We start from the raw sequence: 23,469 nt of genomic DNA on the forward strand, positions 1-23,469 counted from the left end.
CCCTACGCTCAACCGTCATGCGTATACCCGCCCCCGCACTGAGGCGCGTGCGCCTCATCGCCGTCATCGCCCTGTTCCTCGGCCTGCTGGGCTTCGGCCACCCGGCCTCCGCCGCCGAGCCCCCGCCGTCGTTCACCCTGAGCGTGGACCACCCCGTCGTGACTCCCGGCCAGGTCGGCACGCTGACCGTGACCTTCACCAATCACCAGTCCAGTGACGTGCGGTTCCTCTACGTGACGACCTACGCCTCCGAACAGACCTCACCGACCCCGGCCGGCTCGCGTCCGGAGTTCGTCTCCTGCACCGGTGACGCCAGCGCGTGCGGGTTCGAGCAGACCCAGTCGTACTTCAACATGACCGCCCCCGTCGTGCCCATCGCCCCTGGCGAGAGCCGCAGCGTGCGGCTCGCCTACCGGTTCACCCCCGAGTCCGACTGCCACAGCCCCTCCGTCGTCGCCTTCGGCGTCCTCTACTTCTACTACGAGTACGCGCAGGGCACGCAGACCTACGAGGGCAGGCAGTGGATCGAGGCGGGCGGCAGCCCGACCATCGCCATGACCTGCCCGGCCGCCGCGTAGCACGGACGCCGCGTAGCACGGACGCGCCCCCGGGGGCGGACCCGAGTCGGGTCCGCCCCCGGGGGCGCGGGCGGGGTCAGGGCCGGATCGCGGACCAGGTCGCGGGCAGCGGGTCGAACCAGCCGATGACGCGGCCGCCGGGGTCGTGAACCGACCGGGTGTTCGCGACGGGCGCGACGTACAGGTCGTCGACCCGGCGGGCCAGGGCGGCGACGGCGACCTGGAGCTGCATCCGGGCGAGGGCGGCGCCCGGGCAGTGGTGGGTTCCCATGCCGAAGCCGAGGTGGGCGTTCTCGCCGCGCCCGATGTCGAAGCTGTCCGGGTCGGTGAACGCGCGCTCGTCCCGGTTGGCCGCGCAGAGCGCTCCCACCGCGACCTCGCCGCGGCGGATCAGCGTGCCGCCGACCTCGATGTCCTCTGAGGCGTAGCGGGGGAAGGTCGAGGTGCTGTGGAACGGCGTGAAGCGGATCAGTTCCTCGACGGCGGAGGGTACGAGGTCCGGGCGGTGGCGCAGCCGCTCCAGCTCGGAGCGGTGGTGCATCAGCGCGCGGACGAAATTGGACAGCATCAGGACGGTGTTCTGGAGCCCGGGCAGGAGCAACCGCAGTGCGGCTGTGACCAGTTGGCGGTCGGAGAGCCGCTCCTCGCCCTCGCCGCGGGCCCGGATCATGGCGCTCAGCAGGTCGTCGGCGCTCCGCCCGGCCGGGTCGCGGGCGGCGATCAGCTCCGCCAGCCGGCGGGCGAGGGCGCGCCGGTCCTCGTGGTCCGCCCCGGACGGGGGCGACGCGGTGGTGGCCGCTCCCAGCAGCCTGGCCCGCACCCCGGGGCGTTCCCCGGCGGGTATGTCGAGCAGTTCACAAAGGACTTCGGCGGCAAGGGGTTTGACGAATCCGGCCATCAGATCGGTGGTCGCCCGGGCACCGGGCGGCCCGCCAGGGTCGAGCCGGCCCAGCCGGTCCAGCAGCTCGTCGGCGGTCTTCTCGGCCGCCCCGCGAAGCCGCTCGATCTGCCGGGGCTTGAGGCCGCCCCTGGTCACCCTGGTCACCTGCGCGGAGGTCGGCGCCGGCTCCCGCCCGGGTGCTGCCGCCGTGTTCGCGCCGGTGGCGGCGACCGGGCAGCGCGCGGCCGCGTCGGCGGCCGGACCGGCTCCGTCGGGCGGGGTCGCCGGGTCGGCCGGCGGGGTCAGCCCGAAGCGGCTGTCGGTCAGGATCCGGCGGACGTCGGCGTACCGGGAGCAGAGCCACGCCGGACCGAGGTCCCTGACCTCGACCCGGCCGAGCCCCTCGGTGTCCCGCAGGCCGGCGTAGCGTTGGTCGAGGTCGAGGAGGTGGGGCTCCCCGAAGGGGTAGCGAAGCACCTCCGGTGCGGATTCGGGGTGAGTCACCGTTCGTTCCTTCCTGCGACGCGACGGGCTCGGGCGGCGTGCGTGAGGCGTGCGTGAGGTGCGCGGACCGCGGGCGTTCAGGAGCGCGGCGCGACCTGCCAGCCGAAGCCGTCGTCGTCGCCCGAGGCCCCGCGGCTCCCGGCGGCCGGGGCGGCGGCGGTCGCCGCGAGGCGGGCGGGCGACCGCCGCATGTCCGAACCGGCCTTGGTACCAGCGAAGTTGCTCATGGTCCTGCCTCCGGGGGGGGTGCGGCATGGGTGTCGGAAACCTGTATACAGGGGCTTTCCGGGCTGGTCAGCAGATTGCACCGGCCTCGGGCCGACATGGCAGGGACAGTCCGTCCGGGCGCCGGGAGGCCGGTTCAGGCCAGGCCTTCGGGGGTGCAGGAAGTGACCACTACCGCCCGCTCCGACCCGGGCCACAGCATGGGACCAGTCAGCAGCCCGCTGACGACCACCAGCCGAAGGAGACTGCGATGTCCGCGTTCGAGGAGCTTGAGGAACTGGTCAACACGATGGCTGCCGCCGAGCCGGCCGAGGTCGACGAGGACGGCCTCGGCGACGTGGCGTGGAAGGTCTCGTACTCGACCTTCTACAACAACTAGCAGTGCCGGCAGGGGCACTCGCCGCACCGCGCCGGAGGATCTCCTCCGGCCGGGCGACGGGTGCCCCTGCCTCGTCCGCCGCACCGTACCCCTACCGTCCGTGCGCGATGTGCGCCTGCGGATCCGCCCGGCGGGTCCCCGTCGATCCGAGGAGCTCGACCATGAACTTCGTCATTCCGGACGAGAAGGTCCAGCAGGGCGTCAAGGTCCTGCTGGACGACTACGTCCTCGTCAACAGCACCGACACCTTCGTCATCACCTACACCCCGGACAGCCGCGACCCGGCGGCCTGGCTGGCGCTCGCGCTCCGGCACCGGGGCTTCACGGCGCCGATCGTCCCGATGCGCAAGCTGGAGGACCCGGAGTTCGCCGGGCGCCTGGAGGCGGTGCTCCCCGACCCGGAGACGCTGCCGGGCCGTCTGGTGATCCTCACCCTGGAGCGCGACACCATGTCGCACTTCAACGTCTTCGAGAACGCGATGCGGAGGTTCGGCGGCGACCGCACGATGATCCTGCGGATCATCAGCGCCTCCACCGCGTTCTTCACCAAGTCCCTCAACCTGGCGCCGGCGCAGCTGACCCGGTTCAACGCGACGCTGCTGGAGCGGGTGAAGCCGGCCCGCAAGGTGCGGGTCACCAGCCGGGGCGGCACCGACCTGACGATCGAGCTGGACGCGGACAAGTACCACTGGATCAGCAACCGGGGCGTCTGGCGGCCCGGCGGCTTCACCATCCTGCCGGCCGGCGAGGTCGCGACGTACCCGGTCACGGTCGACGGCGTGCTGGTCGCGGACGGCGCGTTCAACGCCAACATCATCACCCCGCTGAACGCCAGCCTGGCGGCCAATCCGGTCCGGGTGGAGATCGAGAACGGCCAGGCCATCTCCCTGACCTGCGCCGACCCGGAGCTCGACGCGATGTTCCAGCTCTGCCTGAACAGCCCCTACGGCCGCAACGTCGGGGAGTTCGGCCTGGGCACCAACCGGGGCATCGACGAGTTCATCACCGCCAACTCGCACATCAACGAGCGGCGTTGCGGTGTCCACCTGGGCTTCGGCCAGCACAACCAGCGGGTCAGCAAGGTCCCGTACATCGCGGACGTCCACCTCGACCTGATCACCGCCGGCGCGCTGGTCTGGGTCGACGACGATCCGGAGCCGATCGACCTGGAGACCTTCACCGCGACCGACGCGGAGCACCCGGCGGACGCCCTGGACGAGGACATCACCGGCGACTGCTGCGGCCTGGGCTACGGCCAGCTCGAAGGCCTGGCCGCGTGCGTCGTCCCCGGCAGCCCGGTGCGGGTCCAGCGATGACGGCGGCGAACGGCACCGCCACGGTCGCCCCCGCGCCCGCCGCCGGAGCGTCCGCCGAGGTCTCCGCCGAGGACTTCGCCCGGCGCGGCTACGTGATCCTGCGCGGCGTCCTGGACGCCCCGGAGGTCGAGCGCGCCCGGGCCCTGTGCTCCGGCTACCTCACGGGCACCGGCTCGCAGGAGATGCTCACCAGCGACTTCCTCGCCGACGACTTCCTGGCCGGCATCGTGCTGCGCGAGCGCGTGGTGCGCGCCGCCAAGGAACTGCTGGGCGAGGACCACCCCGTGCTGTACCCGAACTGCACGGCGCGCAAGAACGTGTACGTCCCCTGGCACGTCGACGCGACCTTCGTCGGACCGACCGCCTCGTACGTCTGGGAGCCCGGGTTCGCCCACGTCCAGTGCGGGCTGTACCTCCAGGACAACGACCCGGTCGGCGGCGGCGGCATCGACGTGGTGCGCGCCTCGCACCTGATGTCCTTCGACGGATACGGCACCACCGAACCGGAGTTCGACATCCCGGCGCGGACGGTGGGCGAGTCGGATCTCCGCGAACGCGTCGATACCCGAGCGGGCGACGTCGTGATGTGGAACGCTCGTCTGATGCACACCAGCACCACCGTCCTGCGGGACCCGGGCCGGGAGAAGTTCGGGGTCTTCTTCAGCTACGCCCGGCCCCATGTGCGCGACAACCACCGCTTCCTGAGCCAGATCGCCGTGGACTCGATGCGGACGATGAACGGCGTCTCCCGGCTGATCCCCCGGCTGGCCGAGATCGCCCGGATGCGCTACCCGGAGAGCTTCCCGGCCTGGTTCGCCCAGGGAGCCACCGACGCGGGCGTCCGCATCCCCACGCTCTGAGAGGACCGGCGTGAAAGGACGAGCGACGTGACGACGACGGCACTGGCCGGCGGGGGTGAGCAGACCGCGGACCCGCCGGTCTTCCCCGACCGGCCGTTCCGGGCCCTGTGGGCCGCGACCGGTCTCTCCCAGGTCGGTTCGGCGGTCAGCAACGTCACCATCCCGATGTGCGCGGCGGTCACGCTGGGCGCCTCGGCCCTGGAGATGACCTCGCTGGCGGTGGTCGAGGTGCTGCCGTCGCTGCTGATCAGGCTCCCGGCGGCGGCGTGGTCCGACGGGCTGCGCCGTCCGCGCGCGCCGATGATGGCGGCCTGCAACCTGGTGCAGGCCGCCATCATGGGGTCCGTACCGCTGCTCTGGTGGCTCGGGGCGCTGCACATCGTGCTGCTGCTGGCGCTGACCGCGGTGGCCTCGGCGGCGCTCGGGGTGTACTCCGCGCTGTCCAGTCCGCTGCTGGTGCAGATCGTCCCGAAGGCGAACCTGGTGGAGGCCAACGGGAAGATCTCGGCGACCCGCAGCGTCGCGGACATCAGCGGGCCCGCGCTCGGCGGCGCCCTGCTCGCCCGGGTCGCGGCGCCGTACGTGGTGCTGGTCGACGCGCTCTCCTTCCTGGCCTCCGCGGCCCTGCTCACCCGGGTCCGGCCCGCGAGTGCCGACACCGGGCCGGCCGACGCGGTGGCCGGTGGGCCCGCGGGCTCCGCCGAACCCACCGGAACCGCCGAAGGCGCCGTGCCCGCCGAGCCCGTGAAGACCGCGAAGACCGCGAAGACCTCCACGACCTGGAAGCAGCGGCTCGGCGCCGCCGCCAACGTCCGCCTCGCCCTCGCGATGGGCCGGCAGTCCGGGGTCCGGGCGGTGGTCACGGTGTCCTTCGTCAACGGGGTCACCCAGCCGGTGCTCGTGCTCTTCCTCGTGCACGCCGTGCACATGGGCCCGTCGCTGATCGGCTCGCTGCTGGCACTCGGCGCGGTCGGCGGGGTGACCGGCGGCATGCTCGTCGGCCGCGCGCAGAAGCGGTTCGGGTCGGGCCGCACGCTCGCCCTGGGCACCGCCGTCAGCCTGCTCTCGCTGGCCCTGCTGCCGTTCGCCTCCGCCGGGCCGAGCGCGATGGCCGGGCTGGTGCTGCTGGAACTCGCGGGCAGCTTCGGGGGGACGCTACTGATCGCCAGTGTCTTCGGCAGCCTGCAGGCCGCGGCGCCGAAGGACCGGATCGCCCAGGTGATGGCGATGGCCTTCGTGCTGTTGCAGGCCGCCAGCCTGATCGGGGTGCCGGTCGGCGGCGCCCTGGCCGTCGCCTTCGGGACGCGGTGGGCGATGATCGCCGCGTTCGCGGTGATGGCCGCCGCACTGGGCCCGCAACTCGTCCGCTGGGCCCTGACCCGGTGGGCCCCGGATCCGCCCGTCATCCTCTGACGGTCCTTCGGGAGCCGGCCCCCGCCCGGGGGCCGGCTCCGGGGGCCGGGCCCTGAACTCCGGCCCCCGGTACCGGTCCGGCCGCCCACCCACCGCGGTTCCGGTTCCTCGGAGCCGCGGTGACCGCGCGGCGGAACCGGCCCGGGACCGGCTCGCAACGACGTACGTGAAGGGGTCGGCGTGAGAACGCGACGCGTGAGGTCTGACCAGCCGGCCGGAAGGGGTCCGGGGCGCGACGGCGCCCGAGCCCCCCGGACCGGACCGCACGCCCCGGCCGGGAGCGGGTCCACCCATGTACTTGACCAAGACCACGGTTGACACCCCGGGCGCCGCGCCGCAGTCCGCGCGCGAGCTGCACCGGCACCTGCTGTGCAGCAGGGCCGGTACCGACTGCCTCCAGCACGCGCGGATCGACGTGCACGAGGGCTTCGTGGTGTTCAACCTCTATGTGCAGGCCCGCGACCTGCTGGACGCGGCGCGGGTGGCCGAGCAGCTCTGCTGCCGGACCATGGCCGGCGCCGGAACCTGCCCGAGCTGGGCCGTCCGCTCCACCGAGGTGGGGCCCTGAGGCCGCCGGGGACCGCGTTACTCCAGGTCGTCCGGGGTGATCCAGGCCCGCGAGACGGCCTGGGCGCCGGCCTGGAACCTGCTGCGCGCACCGAGCCTGGTGTGCAGGTCCGAGGCGACCCGGCGGGCCGTGCGGACCGAGACGCCCAGCTGCCGGGCGATCGCCTCGTCGGTCAGCCCCGCGGCCAGCAGCCTGAGCACCTGGCGCTCCTGGCCGGAGAGCCCGACGTCGTCGCGCCGGCGCGCGGCGCCGAGCACGGTCGCGGACCGCCAGACCGAGTTGAACAGCGCGGTGAGGGCCGTGATGATCCCGACGCTGGAGATCACGACCGCCGCGGTGCCCTGCTCGTCGGCCGTGTCGAGCGGCACCACGGCCACCCGCCGGTCGACGATCAGCATCCGCAGGGGCAGCGACGCGGTGGTGCGCACCTCGCTGCCGAGCCCGCTGAGCCACTGGGCGTACTCCAGCGTCGGCCGGTGGTTGCGGACACTGTCCTGGTAGACCGTGCGCAACCGCACCCCGCGGTCGATCGCCTCGGCGTCCAGCGCCCGGCTGGCGTTGATGTTCTCCTCCGACTGGGCGCCGCCCGGCATGAAGGAGCTGGCCTCCCACTCGCAGCTGCGCGCGAGCTCGCTCAGCCGGTCGCGGATCGCCTCGATGCCGGACAGCCGCTCGATGCCCGGCTCGGTCTCGGCCGGGCGGCTCTCCGCGCGCTCGGCCAGCAGGGTGGACAGCGCGGCCGTCCCCTCCTCGATCTGCTGGTGCCGGCGGGCCATCTCGGCCTGCTGACGGGCCACCAGCGCCGAGAGTCCGATCTCCGGCCGGACGGCTCTTGGCCCGGGCCGGCCCGGGAACACCTGGAGCAGCGAGATGCCGGTGAGCTCGTCGAGCGCGACCCGGATCTGGGCGTGGTCCACGTCGAGCCGGCGGGCGAGGACGTCGAGGCTCTCGTCCGGGTGCTGGAGCATCGCGAGGTACACGGACTCGGCGAGGCTGCTCAGCCCAAGCCCTTCGAACATTGACCACTCCCTCCAGGGCTCGTCCGACCGTCCCGCCGGGACGCGGGTCGACCGTCCCGGCGGGGCGCGAATTCCGGACATGCCCTGACTCGGTCCGGCGGCTGACGTCGGCGCACAACCCCTGCTCTCGACGTGCACGCACTGAGTCCGGCAATTGACTTTCACAGACTGGCACTTGACGTGGCCACCCACAAGTGAGCCTGCGACAGCAGGCCGACGGCGGCGGCGCCGGCGGCCGGTGCGCCCCCCGCCGCGCCCGCCCCGGGACGGCCCGGCCCGGCGGCCCGTCCGGCATCGTCGCGGGTCAGCGGCGCTCCGGGGGCGGTCCTCGGCCGGGCCCGGGGCGGGCCGGTGGCGGGCCCGAACGCCCGGTGGCAGGTTCCGGCCGGGCCGCGGCGCACCGGCACGGGCTCCGGCGCACTCACTCCGGCACCGGCGCACGGCCACGCGCCCGGCGCCCTGTCGTACCACCCTCGGCCGCCGGTCCCGGCCGGCGGTGGTCACCACCGCGTTTCCGGCCTCCGCGCGGTGCGGTCCCCGCGTGCTTCCAGCCCTGCGCGCTTCGGTCCCCCGCCCGACCGCCGGCCGGTACGGCTACCGGGGCGCGGCGCCGCGCCGGGCCACCAGATGGAAGAGCCGGGCGAACCCGCGGTAGGGATCGCGCAGTCCGGCCTGCCACTCCAGCTCGCAGAGGTCCGCGAACTCCTCCGGTGACGGCTCGTCACGGCGGTGGTCGGAGAAGACCCGCACGCCGAACCACTCCACCGCCGGAGCGCCGAGCCCGGCCAGCCGCCGGCCGAGGTCCTGCGGGGTGTCCGGCCGGGTCGGCAGGTACTGCCCGCCCCGCTCGCCGGACTCCAGCAGGGTCGCCAGCGCGCCCCGCCAGTCGCCCTGGAGCCCGTCGCGCATCGCCTGGGAGTCGCGGTTCACGGTGAGCAGCGAGAGCAGGCCGCCGGGCGCGGCCAGCCGGACCAGCGCGTCCAGCATCGGGCCCGGGTCGGTGAGGTAGAGCAGGACGCTGTGGCAGCAGACCAGGTCGAAGCCCGTCCCGACCAGGTCGGGCGCCGCTTCGCCCAGCCCCTGGACCAGGGTCACCCGCCGGCCGACCTCGGGGGGCTCCGCGGCGACCAGGTCGGCGGCGGCCCGCAGCAGGGTCTCGTCGTTGTCCACCACGGTCACCTCGTGCCCGGCCCGCGCCAGGAGGACCGCCTGCCGGCCGAAGCCGCCGCCGATGTCGACCACCCGGCAGGGGCGCCGCGGCAGGTGCCGGGCCAGCGCGCGGGTGACCAGGTCGAACCGGACCTCGCCGCGGATGCTCCGGGCGTGGTCGAGGTAGGCGTCGGCCCGCGCCTGCGCGGAGTCCGTCCAGAGGTTCCGCTCCGGCCAGGCGGCGGGTTTCGTCATCGGGGGTCGGTCCCTTCCTGGATGCCGTCGTGGGGCGGGCGCCGCGGGACCTCGGCCGGCCGGTCCCGGTGAGGCGCCGCGCAGCCAGTGTGCGGCGCCCGACGGGCCGTTGTCCCGGGCCGGCCGGTGGCCGAAACCTGCACCGGCATGAACCGGCCCGTTCCGCCCGGTCCGGCCGCTTCCGCCCGGCCGGGCCCGGCCGGAAACCGCCCCGGACGCCGGTTCCGGGCGGCAGCAACCGACCACTTGCGCAACGCGCACCGGGCCCCGCCCCGCGCCCCCGCCGGCCCCGACCGCGCCCCCGCCCCCGACCGCCCTCAGGACTGCTGCGCCGCCAGCGCGCAGAGCTCGGACCGGTTCGGCAGCCCGGTCTTGGCGATCAGACTGGCGACGTGCTTCTCGACGGTGCGCGGCGAGATGTAGAGCCGGGCGGCGATGTCCTTGTTGCTGAGCCGGTCGGCCAGCAGCTGGAAGATCTCGTACTCACGGACCGTCATGCCCTTGAGCCGCAGCTGCGCCGGGATCCGGTTGCTGCCGGTGCGGTGCTGGCGGACGGGCGCGCCGATGGCCCGGAGCAGCGTCCGGCAGGCGCCGACGACGGCGGTGGCGGAGGTCTCCCGGAAGTGGTGCTCGGCCTCCCGGAGCCATCCCTCCGGGTCGCCCCAGCCCAGGGCGTGCGCCTCCTCGGCGATCAGCCGCTGTCCGAGGTGGCGGGCGGTGGGGTAGGGCGCACCGACCTCCTGGGCGAGCTGGGCGGCCCGGCCGGCCGCCTCGGGATCGCCCTCGCGGCCGAGCAGCACGGCGTCGGCGAGCAGGACGAAGTGCCGGTTCCACCGCATCCGGCCGGCCGAGCTGGCAGCCACCCGGTCGAGGCGGCCGCGGTCGAGGCGGCCGTCCAGCAGGTCGAGCAGCAGGCCGAGGCCGTGCCGGCCGCCGAGGTGGAAGGTGCTCGGGTTCTCGGCCTCCAGGGCCTGGAGGCCGGCCATGTCCCGGGCGGCCCGGTCCCGGTCCTCCTCCAGGAGGGCGCAGAACACCCGGGCCAGCCCGAGGGCGAGCGGCTCCTCGGGCGAGCCGCTGCCGCCCCAGCGGCCGAACTCGGTGAGCGACTCCTCCATGGCGGCCCGGTCGCCCTGATGGGCCGCCAGGACGGAGCGGGTCATCAGCAGGTAGCGGGCGACCGGGGTCAGCCGCAGCCGGGCCGCCATGGTCAGCGCCTCGTCGCCCAGCACCCGGGCCTCGGCGAACCGGCCGCAGAGCACGTCGTGCAGGGCGAGGATGCCGTCGAGGGTGTAGACGACGGTGACGGCGCCCAGGCGGCGGGCCTCGGTCCGGGCCTCGTCCAGGGTGGCGGTGCCGCCGTCGGCCAGCCAGCGGCTGCCGCCGAGCCGGGTGAGCGCGTACATCCGCTGGAGCGGCAGGCTGTGCCGCTCGGCGGTGTTCATGGCCCGTTCCAGGTAGGTGACCGCCTCGGCCGGATCGCGCTCGCGGGCGACGACGCCCAGCAGCTCCCAGGCCTGGCAGGCGACCAGCGGCTGGTCGTGCTTCTCGGCGGTGGCGATCGCGGCGCGGGCCAGCCGTTCGGCCCGCTGGGTGCGGTCCTGGCCGGGGGTGTCGAGGCACAGGTAGGCCTCCACCACGTCGGTCAGCGCGGTGTGCGCCTCGTCCGGGTCCGGTCCGAGCAGGGCGCGGGCCCGCTCGATCTGGTTGTTGCCGTCGGCCCAGCGGCCCGCCATGTAGGCCACCTGTGCGAGCCGGGTGTGCAGGGCCGCCAGCCGGGGCGCGCCCAGACCGGCGCCGACCAGCTCCCGCAGGCTGCTCGCGAGGCTGAGCGCGCGGGTCAGCTCGCCGGTCTCGGCGAGGGCGGGCAGCAGGGCCTCCAGGGCCTCGGCGCGGGCGGCCGAGTCGGTGCCCCCGGCCAGCAGGGTCTCGGCCCGGTCGAGCAGGGTGACCGCGGAGCCGACCGTGCCGTTGGCGAGGGCGCGGCGGCCGGCCTCGGTGAACAGCCGGCCGGCCCGGACGGGGTCGCCGGCGTCGGCGCGCAGGGTCGCGGCCAGCGGGCACCAGTCGCCCTGGAGGTCGGGGTGGAGGGCCTCGATCGCGTCGGCGGCCTGGTGGGACAGGGCGGCCCGGGCGGTCGGGGTGAGCTGGGCGAGCAGCGCCTCGGCGGTCAGCGGGTGCTGGAAGGCGTACCAGTCGGGGGCGGGCTCGTCGGCCGCGACCAGCCGGGCGGTGACGCCGGCGTGCAGGTGGCTGAGCAGGCTGCGGTCGTCGGCACCGGTCATCAGCTGGAGCACCGACAGGGGGAAGCGCCGGCCGAGCACGGCGGCGGCGGAGAGCAGGGTCTGCCCCTGCGGGCCGAGTTCGTCGATGCGGTGGATGGCGCCTTCGAGGAGCGCCCTCGGCACGTTGCGGCGCAGGTTCCCGGCCACCCGCCAGGCGGTGTTCTCGCGGACCAGCGCGCCGCCGGTGACGGCGCCCTGGAGGAGTTCCTCGACCAGGAACGGGATGCCGGCGCTGTCCTCCCGGATCTGCGTCAGCACTTCGGCGGGCACCAGGCCCGGCTCGGTGTCCAGGCAGGAGGCGATCAGGCGGTTCACCTCGTCGTCGTCCAGCGGCGCCAGTCGGAAGACCGTTCCGCTGCGGCGGCGCCCGGCCGACTCGGCGAGCAGGAGTGCTTCGCCCGGTTCCGACCGGACGGTCGCCACCAGCATGACCGGCTGCTGTTCGAGGTTGTCGACGAGGTACTCGACGACGGCCAGCGTCTCGGTGTCGGCGTCGTGCAGGTCCTCCAGGACCAGCAGGCAGCCCTGGTCGCGGCCCGCGGAGGAGAGCAGCCGCAGGACGGCCTCGGCGAGCACCACGGTCGATCCCTGGTCCGGGGTGCCGGTGCTCCAGTCCGGGATGAGCCGGCCGAGCACCGGGCGGTAGGGGCCGAGGCTCGCTTCGTCCGGGGTCTCCCCGCCGCGTGAGAGCGGCATCAGCGCCTCGGTGAGCGGCCGGAGCGGCACCATCGGTCCGATGGTGCTGCTCCGGCCCCGCAGGACGCGGACTCCTGCGTCGACCGCCTCGCCGATCAGCTCGGCGACCAGTCGCGACTTACCGATTCCGCCCTCGCCGACCAGGAATGTGGTACAGCCGCGCGAGCGGCGGAGATCCCGCAGTGATTCGCCGAGTCCGGCGACTTCGGCATCACGGCCGATGAGATGGGCTGCCCGCACACGCATAGCCCCGGATAGTAGTCGCTCTCCCCGCGGAGCGTCGTGCTCATGTTCGGATCGGCCCTACGTGAGTGCAGGTCAGAACGGCACCGAGACAGTGGTGGTGATGGAGCCGAGGCCCACGACCACGCCGCTGCCGAGGCTCATTCCGGCCAGGGCCCGGGTCCGGGCGCAGGCCCCGTTCCGGCGGACCAGGCGGATCTCGCCGGCCGGGTCCGGGGTGGTCGCGGCCTGGTTCGTGGCCTCGCTGCGGACAGCACCGTTGTACAGGGAGTGGGACATGGGGCTTTCCTTTCCATTCGGGAAGCGGTGCGTGGTGATAAGTGGCGCTGTTCTCTGCTGTCTTGTTTTCGTTTCAGGTGGTCTTGTGCTATTCGGTCCTGTTTGGTTCTCTTCGGTTCTCTTCGGTTCTCTTCGGTTCTCTTCGGTTCTCTTCGGTTCTCTTTGGTTCTCTTCGGTTCTCTTCGGTTCTCTTCAGATGGTCGAAGGGGCCGGTGGGGGGCCGGGGGCCGCGTCCAGCAGCAGGACGGAGGGCACGGTGTCGGCGAAGCCCAGCCGGAGCAGCGCGTAGCCGATCCCGGAGAGCCCGGTGAGCAGCCCCGGCGTCGGCACCTGTCCGGGGGTCCCGCAGCGGGGTCCCCAGTCGTGGAGCTGCCCGAGGACCGTTCCGGCCCGGCCGGTCAGGCTGTCGCGCGCGCCGCGGTGGCCGCGCTCGGCGAGCGCCGCCAGCGCCTCCGCGGTGCCCAGCTCTCCGTGGCAGAGGCTGAGGTCCGCCACCGGCGGCTGTCCGGTGAGCCGGTGCACGGCGTCCCGCAGCGGGCTGTCGGGCTGCTCGGCGCACAGGCCCGCGTCGGCCGCCGCCAGCACGGTGCCGGCCGTCCCGGAGCACCAGCCGCCGGTGAGCCGGTCCGCCGCCAGGGCGGCGGTCAGCCGGGCCCGGCCGGCGGCGGCGAACCGCGCGCCGCGCGGGCCGCCGGTGAACCGGGCGTGCCGGGTGAGCGCCCAGCCGATCCCGGCCTCCCCGAAGGCGAAGCCGACCCGGTCCGGCGCCGCGGCGCCGAGCGGACCGGGCGGCGGCAGGCCGAGCAGCCGCTCGGCGATCCGGTCCGCGAGCTCGGCGGCCCGCTCCAGCCCGCGCTCGCGGTGCACCGCGTGCAGGGCCGCGAGCGCCCCGGCCAGGCCCGCCGAGACGCCGGGCCGGGCCTCCTCGTCGAGCGCTGCCACGGCCAGCGCGTCCAGGGCGGCCGGCAGGCAGTCGGCGAGGCCCTCGTCGACCAGGCCGGCCAGCCGGGCGAGGGAGTAGCAGAGGCCGCCCAGGCCCTCGAAGCCGCCCGGGCCCACCGCCAGGCTCAGCTCCGGGTCGGCGGCGGCCGCGGCGACGAGATCGGGCAGCGGGGCGACCGCCGCCCGGGCCAGACCGGTGTGGCGGGCGGAGCCGGTCAGCGCGCCGAGCTGGGCCAGGAACAGCGCCACCCCGCAGTAGCCCTGGGCCAGCCCGGCGCCCATCGGCAGCACCGTCCAGTGCTCGTCGACGGCCTCCAGGCCGATCCAGTTGACCCGCCCGTGGCCGCTCACGGAGCGGCCGGCGATCTCGTCGGCGATCCCGGAGGCGGCGGCGAGCAGCGCGGACGGCTCCGGGACGGCGGCGGGCGAGGGGCGGGTGCGCCCGCCCGCCCGGTGCCGGGGGCCGGTGGCGTCCGGGCCGACGGAGGCCAGCGTGGCCGAAATGATCCACTCCTGGTCGTGGCGGTCGACGGTGTTCATGCCGTCGAGCTTCGCCCGCGCGGTGGCGAGGCCGGAGGTGTCCAGGACGCCGGGCACCGGGCTCCCGTCCGAGGCGAACACCGCGGGCTCGCCGGGCCGGTGGAAGAAGACCGGGACGTCGCCGTCCCACAGGTCGGCGATCTCGTGCTCGATCAGGGCCTGCCGGGCCGGGTCGCCCTGCGATTCGGCCCAGAGCACCGCGAACAGGGCGTCGCGGTCGAGCCCGTCGCCCAGCAGCTGCGGGTGGGTCGCCTCGGCCAGCAGGGTGGCGTAGAGCATCGTCGGGCGGATCACAAGGCGGCCGACGGCCGCCGCCCCGGTGGCCAGCAGCCCGGCCGGGTCGGCGAGTTCGGCCCGGTGCCGGACGACGGCGTCGTACCCGGCGCGGAACCCGGCCAGCGTCGCGGAGAGCCGGTCCGCGCTGCCGGCTCCCGGCACGACGCCGTACGGCCGGTTCTTGGCACCGGTGAACGGCGCCCCGCGGCGCACCAGGCGCATCTCGTCGGTGCCGGTGTCCTCCCAGACCATCCGGGTGTTGGGGAACTCCCCGCCCGGCGCGGCGCCGAGGGCGGAGACGTCGACCGCGCCCAGCTCGCCGACCAGCAGCTGGGGCAGCAGGCAGGTGCGGTGCACCGAGGCGGCGTGCGCCGCGGCCGCCGGGTCCGGCAGGGTGGTGCTCCCCTCACCGAGGACGGGGTGCAGCAGCGTCTCCACGTCGACGAGCACCGGCTGGTCGCCGTGCGCGAGGAGGTTCTCGCAGTGCAGGTCCACCCCTTCGAGGGTGTAGGCGAGGGCGAGCAGGGCGCCCTGGCGGCGGTGGAACCGGTCGATCTCGACCAGCGAGCGGCAGGGCCGGTGCTCGATGAACTCCAGCCAGCCGTAGCCGTCCCCGCCGACCCAGCGCGGGGTGCGCGGCGCCAGGCCCGGCACCTTGGCGTCCAGCCAGTCCGTCATGGCGTCCAGGAGCGCGTGCTGGCCGATCGGCCGGGGCTTGTACACCGCGGTGGCGCCGGCGGCGAACCGCAGCACCGCCACCGACCGGCCCTGCTGGTGGAGGTCCCCGCGGCCCAGCTCGACGGCGGCCAGCGGGCCCTGGTCCCGGCCGTCGAACAGCCCCGCGGTGAGCGCCGGCCGGTCAGCGGCGAGCCGGGTCAGCAGCTCCGCGCCGGAGCGGGCGGTGTGACGGGACGTCCGGGCCATCAGCCGGGCGAGCACCGGGTAGCGGGTGAACAGCCGGGCCAGTCCGGCCCGGGTGCCGGTGCGGGCCGCGAAGTCGGCGAACCGGTCCGCGCCGGTGGCGCCGGCCAGGCCGCCCGCGTCCCGGGCGGCGGCGAGTTCCACGACCAGTGTCCGGGCCGCCTCGCCGGCGAGGCGCTCGGCCAGCCAGCGCGCGTACGCCGGGGCGAACACCGCCAGGTCGGCCGGCTCGGCGCCGCCCGCCAGCGCCCGCGCGGTCAGCTCGGCGGTGGCGGCCGCCACCAGCGGGCGCAGCAGCGGGGCGAACACCGTCGCCCCCTCGCCCGCTTCGAGCGGCACGCCCCCGGGGCGCTCCGGCGCGCCGGCGACGGCCCGCTCCGCGAAGACCGCCCACGACGGCTTGGCCAGCCGGCCGGCCAGGCGCTCCGGCGCCTCGGCGGCGAGCGCCGCGGCCAGCCCCGGGTCGACGCCCAGCCGGGCCAGCCGGGCGGCCTCGCAGGCCTGCTCGACCGCCGAGCGGGTGCGTGCCCCGGCCGTCGGGCCCGCCGCCGACGCCACCGGCGGGTGCGGGGCCGACAGCCGTTCGCGCAGCGTCGCGGCCGGCGCCCACCAGGAGGGCGCCGGCCCTGAGGCCCGGGAAGCGGTGTCGGTTGTGGTCACGTCCGCCACCCTTCCAGCGGCACGACCCTCCGTACAGGGGAGCACCACCCGTAGATTTCGCCGCGCACTACCCAGACGCCGTACCCGGCGTGCCCCAGCTTTGCGCGCCCGGGTGGTCGGACGGGTCGCGGGGGCGGGCGCCGGGTCGGCCCCGGGGGCCGCCGGGACCGCGCGGAGCTGCGGCGGAGCAGGCCCGTGGCCACCCGCGGCGCCGCCCCGCCGCCCCCGGTCGCGGCGGGGCGGCGGCGGGTGCGGCCGGGGGCGGGGGTCCGCGGTCGCACGGGCGCGCGCCGCCCCCGGTGGGCGGCGGCGGGCCGCCCCCACCCTTCGGGCCCGCCGCCCCGTACCGGACGGACCGGGACGATTCGCCGGCGGATCCGGACGGGGCGCCCGGCGCCGTCCGCGCGACGGGGGCCGTCCGGACCGGCCCCGGCGCCCCCCGCGGCGGGGAATGCGGGTGATCGCGCCCCATGCGGCAGGGCGCACCGGAAGCGAAGACTCCTCGCCGAGAGGCTCACCCCGCTGACCGAGGAGTGCACATGGGCAACCCCCTGCCGCTTTGTGTCGTGGCCCTGGACCCGGTGCTGGAAGCCGGCGCCGTCAGCGCGCTGTCCGGCAACCCGGACATCGCCCTGGTCCAGCCCGAGGAGAAGGCCGATGTCGCCGTCGTCCTGGTCGACCGGGTGGACCGTCAGGAGCTCGACCTGGTGACCGCGACGCGCACCGGACCGCACCGGCCCGCCGTCGTCGTGATCGCCGCCGACCTGTCCCCGGCCGAGGCCGCGGACGCCATCAACGCCGGGGCCCGCGGCCTGCTGCGCCGGCGCGAGGTCAACGCCGACCGGCTGGCCCGGACGGTGCTCACCGTGGCCGGCGGCGACTGCACGGTGCCGCCCGACCTGATAGACGGGCTCCTCGACCACGGCACCGACCTCGACCCGCACCCCGGTGCCCGCGGCCACGGCCCCGGCTGGGGCCTGGACGAACGGGAGCGCGCCGTCCTGCGGCTGGTGGCCGACGGCCACGAGACCGACGAGATCGCCCGGGCGCTCTGCTACTCCGCACGGACCGTCACCACCGTGGTCCGCGACATCACCCAGCGGTTCCGGCTGCGCAACCGCGCCCACGCGGTGGCCTACGCCCTGCGGGCGGGTCTGCTGTGAGCGCCCTCGCCCTCGCCACCAGGCCCGAGACCGAGCGGCGGCCCGCCACCGCCCTGCGCGTCCACCTCGGCCCGGCGGGCGGGCCGGCCCGCGAGAAGGTGGCCGCCAACCTGCGCCGGGCCGGCATCGAACTCGCGGCCGGCCACTCCGGGGCCACCGTCCGGGTGGCCGCCGGGCCGACGCCCGGCGCCGCGCTGGACGGCTGGCCGGAGCCCGACGGCCGCCCGCTGCTGCTGGTCGCCGACACCTTCACGGCCGACGGGGTCCGGCGGGCCGTCCGGGCCGGGGCGGTGGCCATGCTGCAGTCCACCGAGGCCACCCCGGAACGCCTGCTCACCGCCGTCCGCTGCGCCCGGCACGGCGAGGGCCGGATGCCCTACGGCGTCCTGGTCGGCCTGCTCGGCCCGGCGGAGGACGGCGCGCCCGCCCCGCGCCGGCCCGCTCCCGACTCCCCGCTGACGGCCCGGCAGACCGCCGTGCTCGGCCTGGTCGCCGAGGGCCACGGGAACGCGGCCATCGCCCGCGAACTCTCCTGCTCCGAGCACACCGTGAAGAACGTCATCTACGACCTGATGGCCCGGCTCCAGGTCCGCAACCGGGCCCACGCGGTGGCCCACGCCGTCCGCACCGGGCTGATCTGACCCGGCGCCGCCCCGGCCCGCCGCGGCCGGAGCCGCCGAACAGAGACATTGACGCAGCAAAAGCGGCGCCCCGCGCTGCCGCTCCTTCCCTACTCCCCCGCCGCACCCGACCGGCAAGCTCCGGTTGTGCCCCGACCACCCGGGGCGCGCGACGTTCTGACTACCCCTTGGAGGTGAGCCGGTGGACCGCGGTGACGTCCGGACGACATCGTTCTCGCAGCAACGGCTGTGGTTCCTCGACCAGCTGCGGCCCGGTACGGCGGATCATCTGCTGCCGCTGGCCCTGCGCCTGCGCGGCGGCGTCGACGCCGCCGCCCTCGCCGCCGCCCTGACCGCCGTGGTCGCCCGGCACGAGGTGCTGCGCACCCGGTACGCGGCCGCCGACGGCGAGCCGGTGGCCCGGGTGGCGCCCGCCGTCGAGGTCCCGCTGGAGACCGTCGAGGCGCCCGCCCCCGGCGAGGCCGGCATCACCGCCGTCCTCGACCTGGTGCTGCACCGGCCGATCGAGCTGACCACCGCGCCGCCGCTGCGGGCCACCCTGGCCCGGCTCGCGGCCGACGACCACCTGCTGGTCGTCGTGGTGCACCACATCGCCTTCGACTTCTCCTCCTGGAACGTCTTCACCCGCGAGCTGGCGGCCGCCTACCGCGCGGCGACCACCGGCGGCCCCGACGGCCTGCCGGACCTCCCGCTCCAGTACGCCGACTTCGCGGCCCGCCAGCACGAGCGCACCACCGGACCCCGGCTCGCCCGGCAGCTCGGCTACTGGGGCTCCCGGCTGGCCGGACTGCCGCCCCTGGAGCTGCCCACCGACCGCGCCCGGCCCGCCGAGTGGGACGGCGCCGCCGCGGTGGCCCGGTTCACCCTCCCCGCCGAGCTGGTGGCACGCGCCGACCGGCTGGCCCGGTCCCGGCGCGCCACCCGGTTCATGGTGCTGCTGGCCGCCTTCCAGGCGCAGCTGGGCCGGTACAGCGGGCAGAGCGACTTCGCCGTCGGCACCCCGGTCGCCGGCCGGGGCCAGGCCGCCACCCGGGACCTCATCGGCCCGTTCGTCAACACCGTGGTGCTGCGCGCCGACCTGTCGGGCCGGCCCAGCTTCGGCGAGCTGGTGGACCGGGTCCGCAGCGGCTCCCTCGCCGACCTCTCGCACGCCGAGACGCCGTTCGAACGCGTCGTCACCGAGCTGGCCCCGGACCGCGACCTCAGCCGCAACCCGCTCTTCCAGGTCTCCTTCCTGACCCTCGACTCCCAGGCCGAACCGCCCGCGCTGCCCGGCCTGGACGTCGAGCTGGTGCCCACCCCCGTCGCCGGGACGCCGTTCGACCTGGCGCTGGACCTGCTCGGCCGCCCCGACGGCAGCCTGGGCCTGCGCCTGCAGTACGCCACCGCGCTGTTCGCCCCCGAGACGGCGGCCCGCCTCACCGAGGACTACGTCGGGCTGCTGCGCGAGGTGCTCGCCGCCCCGGACGAACCGCTGGCCCTCGCCACCGCCCGGCTGGCGCCGCTGCCCTCCGGCGAGCGCCGCCGCCGGCTCGCGCTCGGCCTCGGCGCCGCCCGCGAGGTGCCCTCCCCCACCGTCACCGACCTCTTCGAGCGGCAGGCCCGCAGCACCCCGGACGCCGTCGCCGTCCGCTCCACGGACGGCGAGCTGAGCTACGCCGGACTCGACGCCCGGGCCGACCGCCTGGCGCACCGGCTGCGCGGCCTCGGCGTCGCCCGCGGCGTCCGGGTCGGCGTCCTGCTGGAGCGCGGCACCGGCCTGCTCACCGCGTTGCTCGCCGTCCTCAAGGCGGACGGCGTCTACGTCCCGCTCGACCCGATGCACCCGGTGAAGCGGATCGGCTACCTGGTCGAGGACACCGGGGCGGCCGTGGTGGTCACCACCGGCGCGCTGGCCGGCCGGGTGGCGGACACCGCCGCGACCACCCTGCTGCTCGACGGCGACGGCCCGCAGGCCGGCCCGGTGACCCGGCCGGACCGGCTCGACCGGACCACCGGCCAGGACGACCTCGCCTACGTCTTCCACACCTCCGGCTCGACCGGCATGCCCAAGGGCGTGCAGATCCCGCACCGGGCGCTGACCAACTTCCTCCGGTCGATGGCCGCCCGGCTGGAGCTGCCGCCGCACGCCACCGTCCTCGGACTGACCACCGCCTCCTTCGACCCCTCGATGCTGGAACTCTGCCTGCCGCTGCTCACCGGCGCCCGGCTGGTGCTCGCCGACACCGAGCAGGCCCGCGACCCCGAGCGGCTGATCCGCCTGATCGGCGAAGCCCGCCCGCACGTCGTCCAGGCCACCCCCTCGATGCTGCGAATGCTGACCGACACCGGCTGGCTGCCCGCTCCCGGCCTCACCGTGCTCTCCGGCGGCGAGAAGCTGCACACCGAGCTGGCCGCGACGCTCGCCGCCGGCGGCGCCCCGGTGTGGGACCTCTACGGGCCGACCGAGGCCACCATCTGGACCAGCGTGGCCCGCCACGGCGCCGACGGACAGGTGCTGACCTGGGCCGCGGTGGACAACACCAGCGTCCGGGTGCTCGACGACCGGCTGGAGCCGGTGGCCGAGGGCGGCACCGGGCAGGTCTGCATCGGCGGCGACGGCCTCGCCTGGGGCTACCGCGGGCGGCCCGGCCAGACCGCCGGCGCCTTCCTCCCCGACCCGCACGCCACCGTCCCCGGCGGCCGGCTCTACACCACCGGCGACCTCGGCCGGCTGCGCCCGGACGGCTCGCTGGAGATCCTCGGCCGCAGCGACCACCAGGTGAAGATCCGCGGCCACCGGATCGAACCGGGCGAGATCGAGGCCGCGCTGCTCGCCCTGGACGGCGTGCGCTCCGCCGTCGTCCACCCGACCCCGGACGGCTCCGGCGGCCGCCAGCTCACCGCCTACCTGGTCGCGGAGGACGCCGAACGGCCGCCCACCGGCGAGGAGCTGCGCGCCGCCCTGCTCGACTCGCTGCCGCACCACCTCGTCCCGGCCGCGTTCGTGCTGCTGGACGCCATCCCGACCGCGGTCAGCGGCAAGGTCGACCGGCACGCGCTGCCGGTGCCGGAGCCCCGCACGGCCGCCGCCGCCTCCGCCGCCCCGCGCACCGCGCGGGAGCGGGCCGTCGCCGCGGTCTGGGAGGAGGTCCTCGGCAGCACCGGGATCGGCGCCCACGACGACTTCTTCCGGCTCGGCGGGCACTCGCTGCTCGCCACCCGGGTGGCCGTACGGCTGCGCGCCGCCCTCGGGGTGGACGTGCCGGTGCGGGCGCTCTTCGACCACCCCACCGTCGCCGCCCTCGCCGCGGCCCTGGACGGCTACCCGCGGACGGCCGCGGACGGCCCGCTGCCCCGGCTGACCGCCCGCCCGCGCGGGGACCGCGCGACCGCGGGCCGCTGACCCCTCCTTACCCTCCTCGCCCCAAGGAACCCCCATGACCACCGCCACCACCACCGACACCTCCGTCTTCGAGAAGCTCGAATCCGAGGTGCGGTCGTACTGCCGCACCTTCCCCGTGGTGTTCGAGCGCGCCAAGGGCGCGCTGCTGCACACCGACGACGGCCGGGCCTTCATCGACTTCTTCTGCGGCGCCGGCAGCCTCAACTACGGGCACAACGACGACGCGGTCAAGCAGCGCGTCCTGGACTACCTCGCCGCCGACGGCGTGATGCACGGCCTGGACATGCACACCGTCGCGAAGCGCGAGTTCCTCACCCGCTTCAACGAGATCGTCCTGCAGCCGCGCGGGCTCGACTTCAAGGTGCAGTTCACCGGCCCGACCGGCACCGACGCGGTGGAGGCGGCCCTCAAGCTGGCCCGCCGGGCCACCGGCCGCACCGGGCTGACCGCCTTCACCGGCGCCTACCACGGCATGTCGCGCGGCTCGCTGGAGGTCACCGGCAGCCGCCGCGCCCGCCGGGCCGGCGCGGTGAGCGGCGGCGACGTCACCTTCGTGCCCTTCGAGGACGGCCCGCTCGGCCCGTTCGACTCGATCGACCTGATCGAGCGGCTCTGGGCCGACCCGTCCTCGGGCACCGAGCCGCCGGCGGCGGTCGTCGTCGAGCCGGTGCAGATGGAGGGCGGCGTCTACCCGGCGAGCCGGGAGTGGCTGCGCCGCCTGCGCGGCGTCACCGAGCAGTACGGCGTGCTGCTGATCCTCGACGAGATCCAGTCCGGCTGCGGCCGCACCGGCACCTTCTTCGGCTTCGAGGACGCCGGGATCGTGCCGGACATCGTCACCGTCTCCAAGTCGCTCAGCGGCTACGGGCTGCCGCTCTCGCTCACGCTGTTCCGCCGCGAGCTGGACCTGTGGCAGCCCGGCGAGCACACCGGTACCTTCCGCGGCAACCAGCTGGCCTTCGTCGCGGCCACCGCCGCCTGCGAGTTCTGGCAGCAGGACGCCTTCCTGACCGGACTGGAGCGGAACTCGGCCCGGCTCGACCGGTTCCGGACGGAGCTCGCCGCGCTGGACCCGGAGCTGGTGCTGCGCGGCCGGGGCATGGTGCTCGGCATCGACACCGCCCCGGCGGGCGGCGCCGACCGCGCCGAGCGGGTCCAGCGGTACGCCTTCGACCACGGCCTGATCATCGAGCGCTGCGGCCGGCACGACGAGGTCCTCAAGGTGATGCCCCCGCTGACCATCGCGCCCGAGCTGCTGGACGAGGGCCTCGGCGTCCTGCACGACGCCCTGCGCGCCAACTGACGGTCCGCCACCCGAGCCACCGAGCACCCGAGGAGGAACCCCCGATGCCCCGACCGCCCCGCCGCCACCTGGTCTCCCTGGACGACCTCTCCGACCGCGAGCTGCGCTGGATCGCGTACCGCGGCGCCCAGTACGCCGCCGGCGCGTGCGAGAGCGCCCGGCCGCTCTCCGACGCCGTCGTCGGCGTGCTGTTCCGCAAGACCTCCACCCGCACCCGCACGGCGTTCTCCGCCGGCGCGCTGCGGCTCGGCGCCCGGCTGATCACCTACGGTCCCGACGACCTCCAGGAGAACACCGGCGAGACCACCGAGGACACCGCCGAGGTGCTCTCCCGGATGCTCGACGTGCTGGTGGCGCGCACCGCCGGCAGCACCGAGGAACTCCGCGCCTACGCCGCCCAGCAGCGGATGTCCGTCGTCAACGCGATGAGCGCCGCCGAGCACCCCACCCAGGCGCTCACCGACCTCACCACCATGCTCGGCCACTTCGGGCGGATCGAGGGACTGCGGGTGCTCTACGCCGGGGAGGGCAACAACACCGCCTCGGCGCTCGCCCTCGCGCTCGCCCGCTTCCCCGGCGCCGAGCTGCACCTGCGGACCCCGGCCGGCTACGGGCTCGACCCGGCCTACCTCGACCGCGCCCGCACCCTCGCCAAGGAGGCCGGCGCCCTGGTCGAGGAGCGGCACGACATGGCCGACCTGCCGGAGGCCGACGTCGTCTACACCACGCGCTGGCAGACCACCGGCACGGCCAAGGCCGACCCCGACTGGCGGCGCGACTTCGAGCCGTTCCGGGTCGACTCATCCGTGCTCGCGGCCTGCCCCGGCGCCGTCTTCATGCACGACCTGCCGGCGCACCGCGGCGACGAGGTGACCGGCGACGTGCTGGACGGCCCCGCGAGCATCGCGTTCCAGCAGGCCGAGAACAAGTACCACAGCGCCCGCGCGGTCCTGGAGTGGTGCCTCGGCGGCATCCCGGCCGAACAGGCCTGA

General features: G+C 75.5%; 18 protein-coding genes. 11 read left to right on the top strand and 7 right to left on the bottom strand.

Annotated elements, in window-relative coordinates; genetic code table 11:
- Positions 1 to 17 precede the first annotated feature (17 nt).
- On the top strand, positions 18 to 578 hold the full coding sequence (locus tag ABT263_RS18165) for a hypothetical protein (RefSeq protein WP_352291382.1): 561 nt from the start codon (positions 18 to 20) through the stop codon (positions 576 to 578).
- A 76-nt stretch (positions 579 to 654) separates the two neighbouring features.
- Here ABT263_RS18165 and ABT263_RS18170 read toward each other — a convergent pair whose 3' ends face one another.
- Both ABT263_RS18170 and ABT263_RS18175 read right to left on the bottom strand, forming a co-directional pair.
- Positions 655 to 1,962: a cytochrome P450 gene (locus ABT263_RS18170; protein WP_352291383.1), complete on the bottom strand. Its 1,308-nt coding sequence runs from the start codon at positions 1,960 to 1,962 to the stop codon at positions 655 to 657.
- Positions 1,963 to 2,039: 77 nt separating this feature from the next.
- The gene (locus tag ABT263_RS18175) at positions 2,040 to 2,189 is read right to left on the bottom strand and encodes a hypothetical protein (protein WP_352291384.1); all 150 of its coding nucleotides are present in this window, start codon (positions 2,187 to 2,189) and stop codon (positions 2,040 to 2,042) included.
- 248 nt (positions 2,190 to 2,437) lie between these two features.
- Here ABT263_RS18175 and ABT263_RS18180 point away from each other — a divergent pair, with 248 nt between their 5' ends.
- The 5 genes from ABT263_RS18180 (at position 2,438) to ABT263_RS18200 (ending at position 6,723) form a co-directional block, all read left to right on the top strand.
- Complete coding sequence (locus ABT263_RS18180; protein WP_329486296.1) at positions 2,438 to 2,566, top strand: hypothetical protein; 129 nt, start codon at positions 2,438 to 2,440, stop codon at positions 2,564 to 2,566.
- A gap of 161 nt (positions 2,567 to 2,727) precedes the next feature.
- The gene (locus ABT263_RS18185; RefSeq protein WP_352291385.1) at positions 2,728 to 3,882 is read left to right on the top strand and encodes a 2,5-dihydroxypyridine 5,6-dioxygenase NicX family protein; all 1,155 of its coding nucleotides are present in this window, start codon (positions 2,728 to 2,730) and stop codon (positions 3,880 to 3,882) included.
- Positions 3,879 to 4,742 (top strand): phytanoyl-CoA dioxygenase family protein, encoded by an 864-nt coding sequence (locus ABT263_RS18190; RefSeq protein WP_352291386.1) that lies wholly within the window; start codon positions 3,879 to 3,881, stop codon positions 4,740 to 4,742. Before ABT263_RS18185 ends, ABT263_RS18190 begins: the two co-directional genes overlap by 4 nt.
- Positions 4,743 to 4,769: 27 nt before the next feature.
- Positions 4,770 to 6,155, top strand: a complete 1,386-nt coding sequence (locus ABT263_RS18195; RefSeq protein ID WP_352291387.1) for an MFS transporter — start codon at positions 4,770 to 4,772, stop codon at positions 6,153 to 6,155.
- A 292-nt stretch (positions 6,156 to 6,447) separates the two neighbouring features.
- Positions 6,448 to 6,723: a hypothetical protein gene (locus ABT263_RS18200; RefSeq protein WP_329486300.1), complete on the top strand. Its 276-nt coding sequence runs from the start codon at positions 6,448 to 6,450 to the stop codon at positions 6,721 to 6,723.
- Positions 6,724 to 6,740: 17 nt separating this feature from the next.
- On the opposite strand, the gene ABT263_RS18205 is transcribed toward ABT263_RS18200, so the two are convergent.
- The 5 genes from ABT263_RS18205 to ABT263_RS18225 all read right to left on the bottom strand — a co-directional run bounded on the left by ABT263_RS18205 (position 6,741) and on the right by ABT263_RS18225 (position 15,985).
- A complete protein-coding gene (locus tag ABT263_RS18205) occupies positions 6,741 to 7,742 on the bottom strand; it encodes a LuxR C-terminal-related transcriptional regulator (RefSeq protein WP_352291388.1) in 1,002 nt (333 codons plus the stop codon).
- Between the two features lie 594 nt (positions 7,743 to 8,336).
- Positions 8,337 to 9,146, bottom strand: coding sequence for a methyltransferase (locus ABT263_RS18210; protein ID WP_352291389.1), 810 nt, complete (start codon positions 9,144 to 9,146; stop codon positions 8,337 to 8,339).
- 317 nt (positions 9,147 to 9,463) lie between these two features.
- Positions 9,464 to 12,370 carry a helix-turn-helix transcriptional regulator gene (locus tag ABT263_RS18215; RefSeq protein ID WP_352291390.1) on the bottom strand — a complete coding sequence of 969 codons (2,907 nt, stop codon included), beginning with the start codon at positions 12,368 to 12,370 and terminating at the stop codon, positions 9,464 to 9,466.
- Between the two features lie 72 nt (positions 12,371 to 12,442).
- A complete protein-coding gene (locus tag ABT263_RS18220; protein ID WP_329486304.1) occupies positions 12,443 to 12,646 on the bottom strand; it encodes a hypothetical protein in 204 nt (67 codons plus the stop codon).
- Between the two features lie 192 nt (positions 12,647 to 12,838).
- Complete coding sequence (locus ABT263_RS18225; protein ID WP_352291391.1) at positions 12,839 to 15,985, bottom strand: type 2 lanthipeptide synthetase LanM; 3,147 nt, start codon at positions 15,983 to 15,985, stop codon at positions 12,839 to 12,841.
- 539 nt (positions 15,986 to 16,524) lie between these two features.
- On the opposite strand from ABT263_RS18225, the gene ABT263_RS18230 reads away from it, so the two are divergent.
- The 5 genes from ABT263_RS18230 to ABT263_RS18250 all read left to right on the top strand — a co-directional run bounded on the left by ABT263_RS18230 (position 16,525) and on the right by ABT263_RS18250 (position 23,469).
- A complete protein-coding gene (locus tag ABT263_RS18230) occupies positions 16,525 to 17,148 on the top strand; it encodes a helix-turn-helix transcriptional regulator (protein WP_329486306.1) in 624 nt (207 codons plus the stop codon).
- Complete coding sequence (locus ABT263_RS18235) at positions 17,145 to 17,789, top strand: response regulator transcription factor (RefSeq protein WP_352291392.1); 645 nt, start codon at positions 17,145 to 17,147, stop codon at positions 17,787 to 17,789. The genes ABT263_RS18230 and ABT263_RS18235 overlap by 4 nt, the downstream gene beginning before the upstream one ends.
- A 181-nt stretch (positions 17,790 to 17,970) precedes the next feature.
- A complete protein-coding gene (locus ABT263_RS18240; protein WP_352291393.1) occupies positions 17,971 to 21,174 on the top strand; it encodes a non-ribosomal peptide synthetase in 3,204 nt (1,067 codons plus the stop codon).
- A gap of 34 nt (positions 21,175 to 21,208) precedes the next feature.
- Positions 21,209 to 22,477, top strand: a complete 1,269-nt coding sequence (gene ectB, locus ABT263_RS18245) for a diaminobutyrate--2-oxoglutarate transaminase (RefSeq protein WP_352291394.1) — start codon at positions 21,209 to 21,211, stop codon at positions 22,475 to 22,477.
- 44 nt (positions 22,478 to 22,521) lie between these two features.
- Complete coding sequence (locus ABT263_RS18250; protein WP_352291395.1) at positions 22,522 to 23,469, top strand: ornithine carbamoyltransferase; 948 nt, start codon at positions 22,522 to 22,524, stop codon at positions 23,467 to 23,469.

It is taken from the genome of Kitasatospora sp. NPDC001603, from assembly GCF_040298365.1.
Taxonomy (GTDB): Bacteria; Actinomycetota; Actinomycetes; order Streptomycetales; family Streptomycetaceae; genus Kitasatospora.

Excerpts from the sequence above, each read along its gene's own strand:
- ABT263_RS18165 (WP_352291382.1), top strand. The coding sequence starts at position 18 with ATGCGTATACCCGCCCCCGCACTGAGGCGCGTGCGCCTCATCGCCGTC.
- ABT263_RS18175 (WP_352291384.1), bottom strand. The coding sequence starts at position 2,189 with ATGAGCAACTTCGCTGGTACCAAGGCCGGTTCGGACATGCGGCGGTCG.
- ABT263_RS18180 (WP_329486296.1), top strand. The coding sequence starts at position 2,438 with ATGTCCGCGTTCGAGGAGCTTGAGGAACTGGTCAACACGATGGCTGCC.
- ABT263_RS18185 (WP_352291385.1), top strand. The coding sequence starts at position 2,728 with ATGAACTTCGTCATTCCGGACGAGAAGGTCCAGCAGGGCGTCAAGGTC.
- ABT263_RS18190 (WP_352291386.1), top strand. The coding sequence starts at position 3,879 with ATGACGGCGGCGAACGGCACCGCCACGGTCGCCCCCGCGCCCGCCGCC.
- ABT263_RS18200 (WP_329486300.1), top strand. The coding sequence starts at position 6,448 with ATGTACTTGACCAAGACCACGGTTGACACCCCGGGCGCCGCGCCGCAG.
- ABT263_RS18205 (WP_352291388.1), bottom strand. The coding sequence starts at position 7,742 with ATGTTCGAAGGGCTTGGGCTGAGCAGCCTCGCCGAGTCCGTGTACCTC.
- ABT263_RS18210 (WP_352291389.1), bottom strand. The coding sequence starts at position 9,146 with ATGACGAAACCCGCCGCCTGGCCGGAGCGGAACCTCTGGACGGACTCC.
- ABT263_RS18215 (WP_352291390.1), bottom strand. The coding sequence starts at position 12,370 with ATGCGTGTGCGGGCAGCCCATCTCATCGGCCGTGATGCCGAAGTCGCC.
- ABT263_RS18220 (WP_329486304.1), bottom strand. The coding sequence starts at position 12,646 with ATGTCCCACTCCCTGTACAACGGTGCTGTCCGCAGCGAGGCCACGAAC.
- ABT263_RS18230 (WP_329486306.1), top strand. The coding sequence starts at position 16,525 with ATGGGCAACCCCCTGCCGCTTTGTGTCGTGGCCCTGGACCCGGTGCTG.
- ectB (WP_352291394.1), top strand. The coding sequence starts at position 21,209 with ATGACCACCGCCACCACCACCGACACCTCCGTCTTCGAGAAGCTCGAA.
- ABT263_RS18250 (WP_352291395.1), top strand. The coding sequence starts at position 22,522 with ATGCCCCGACCGCCCCGCCGCCACCTGGTCTCCCTGGACGACCTCTCC.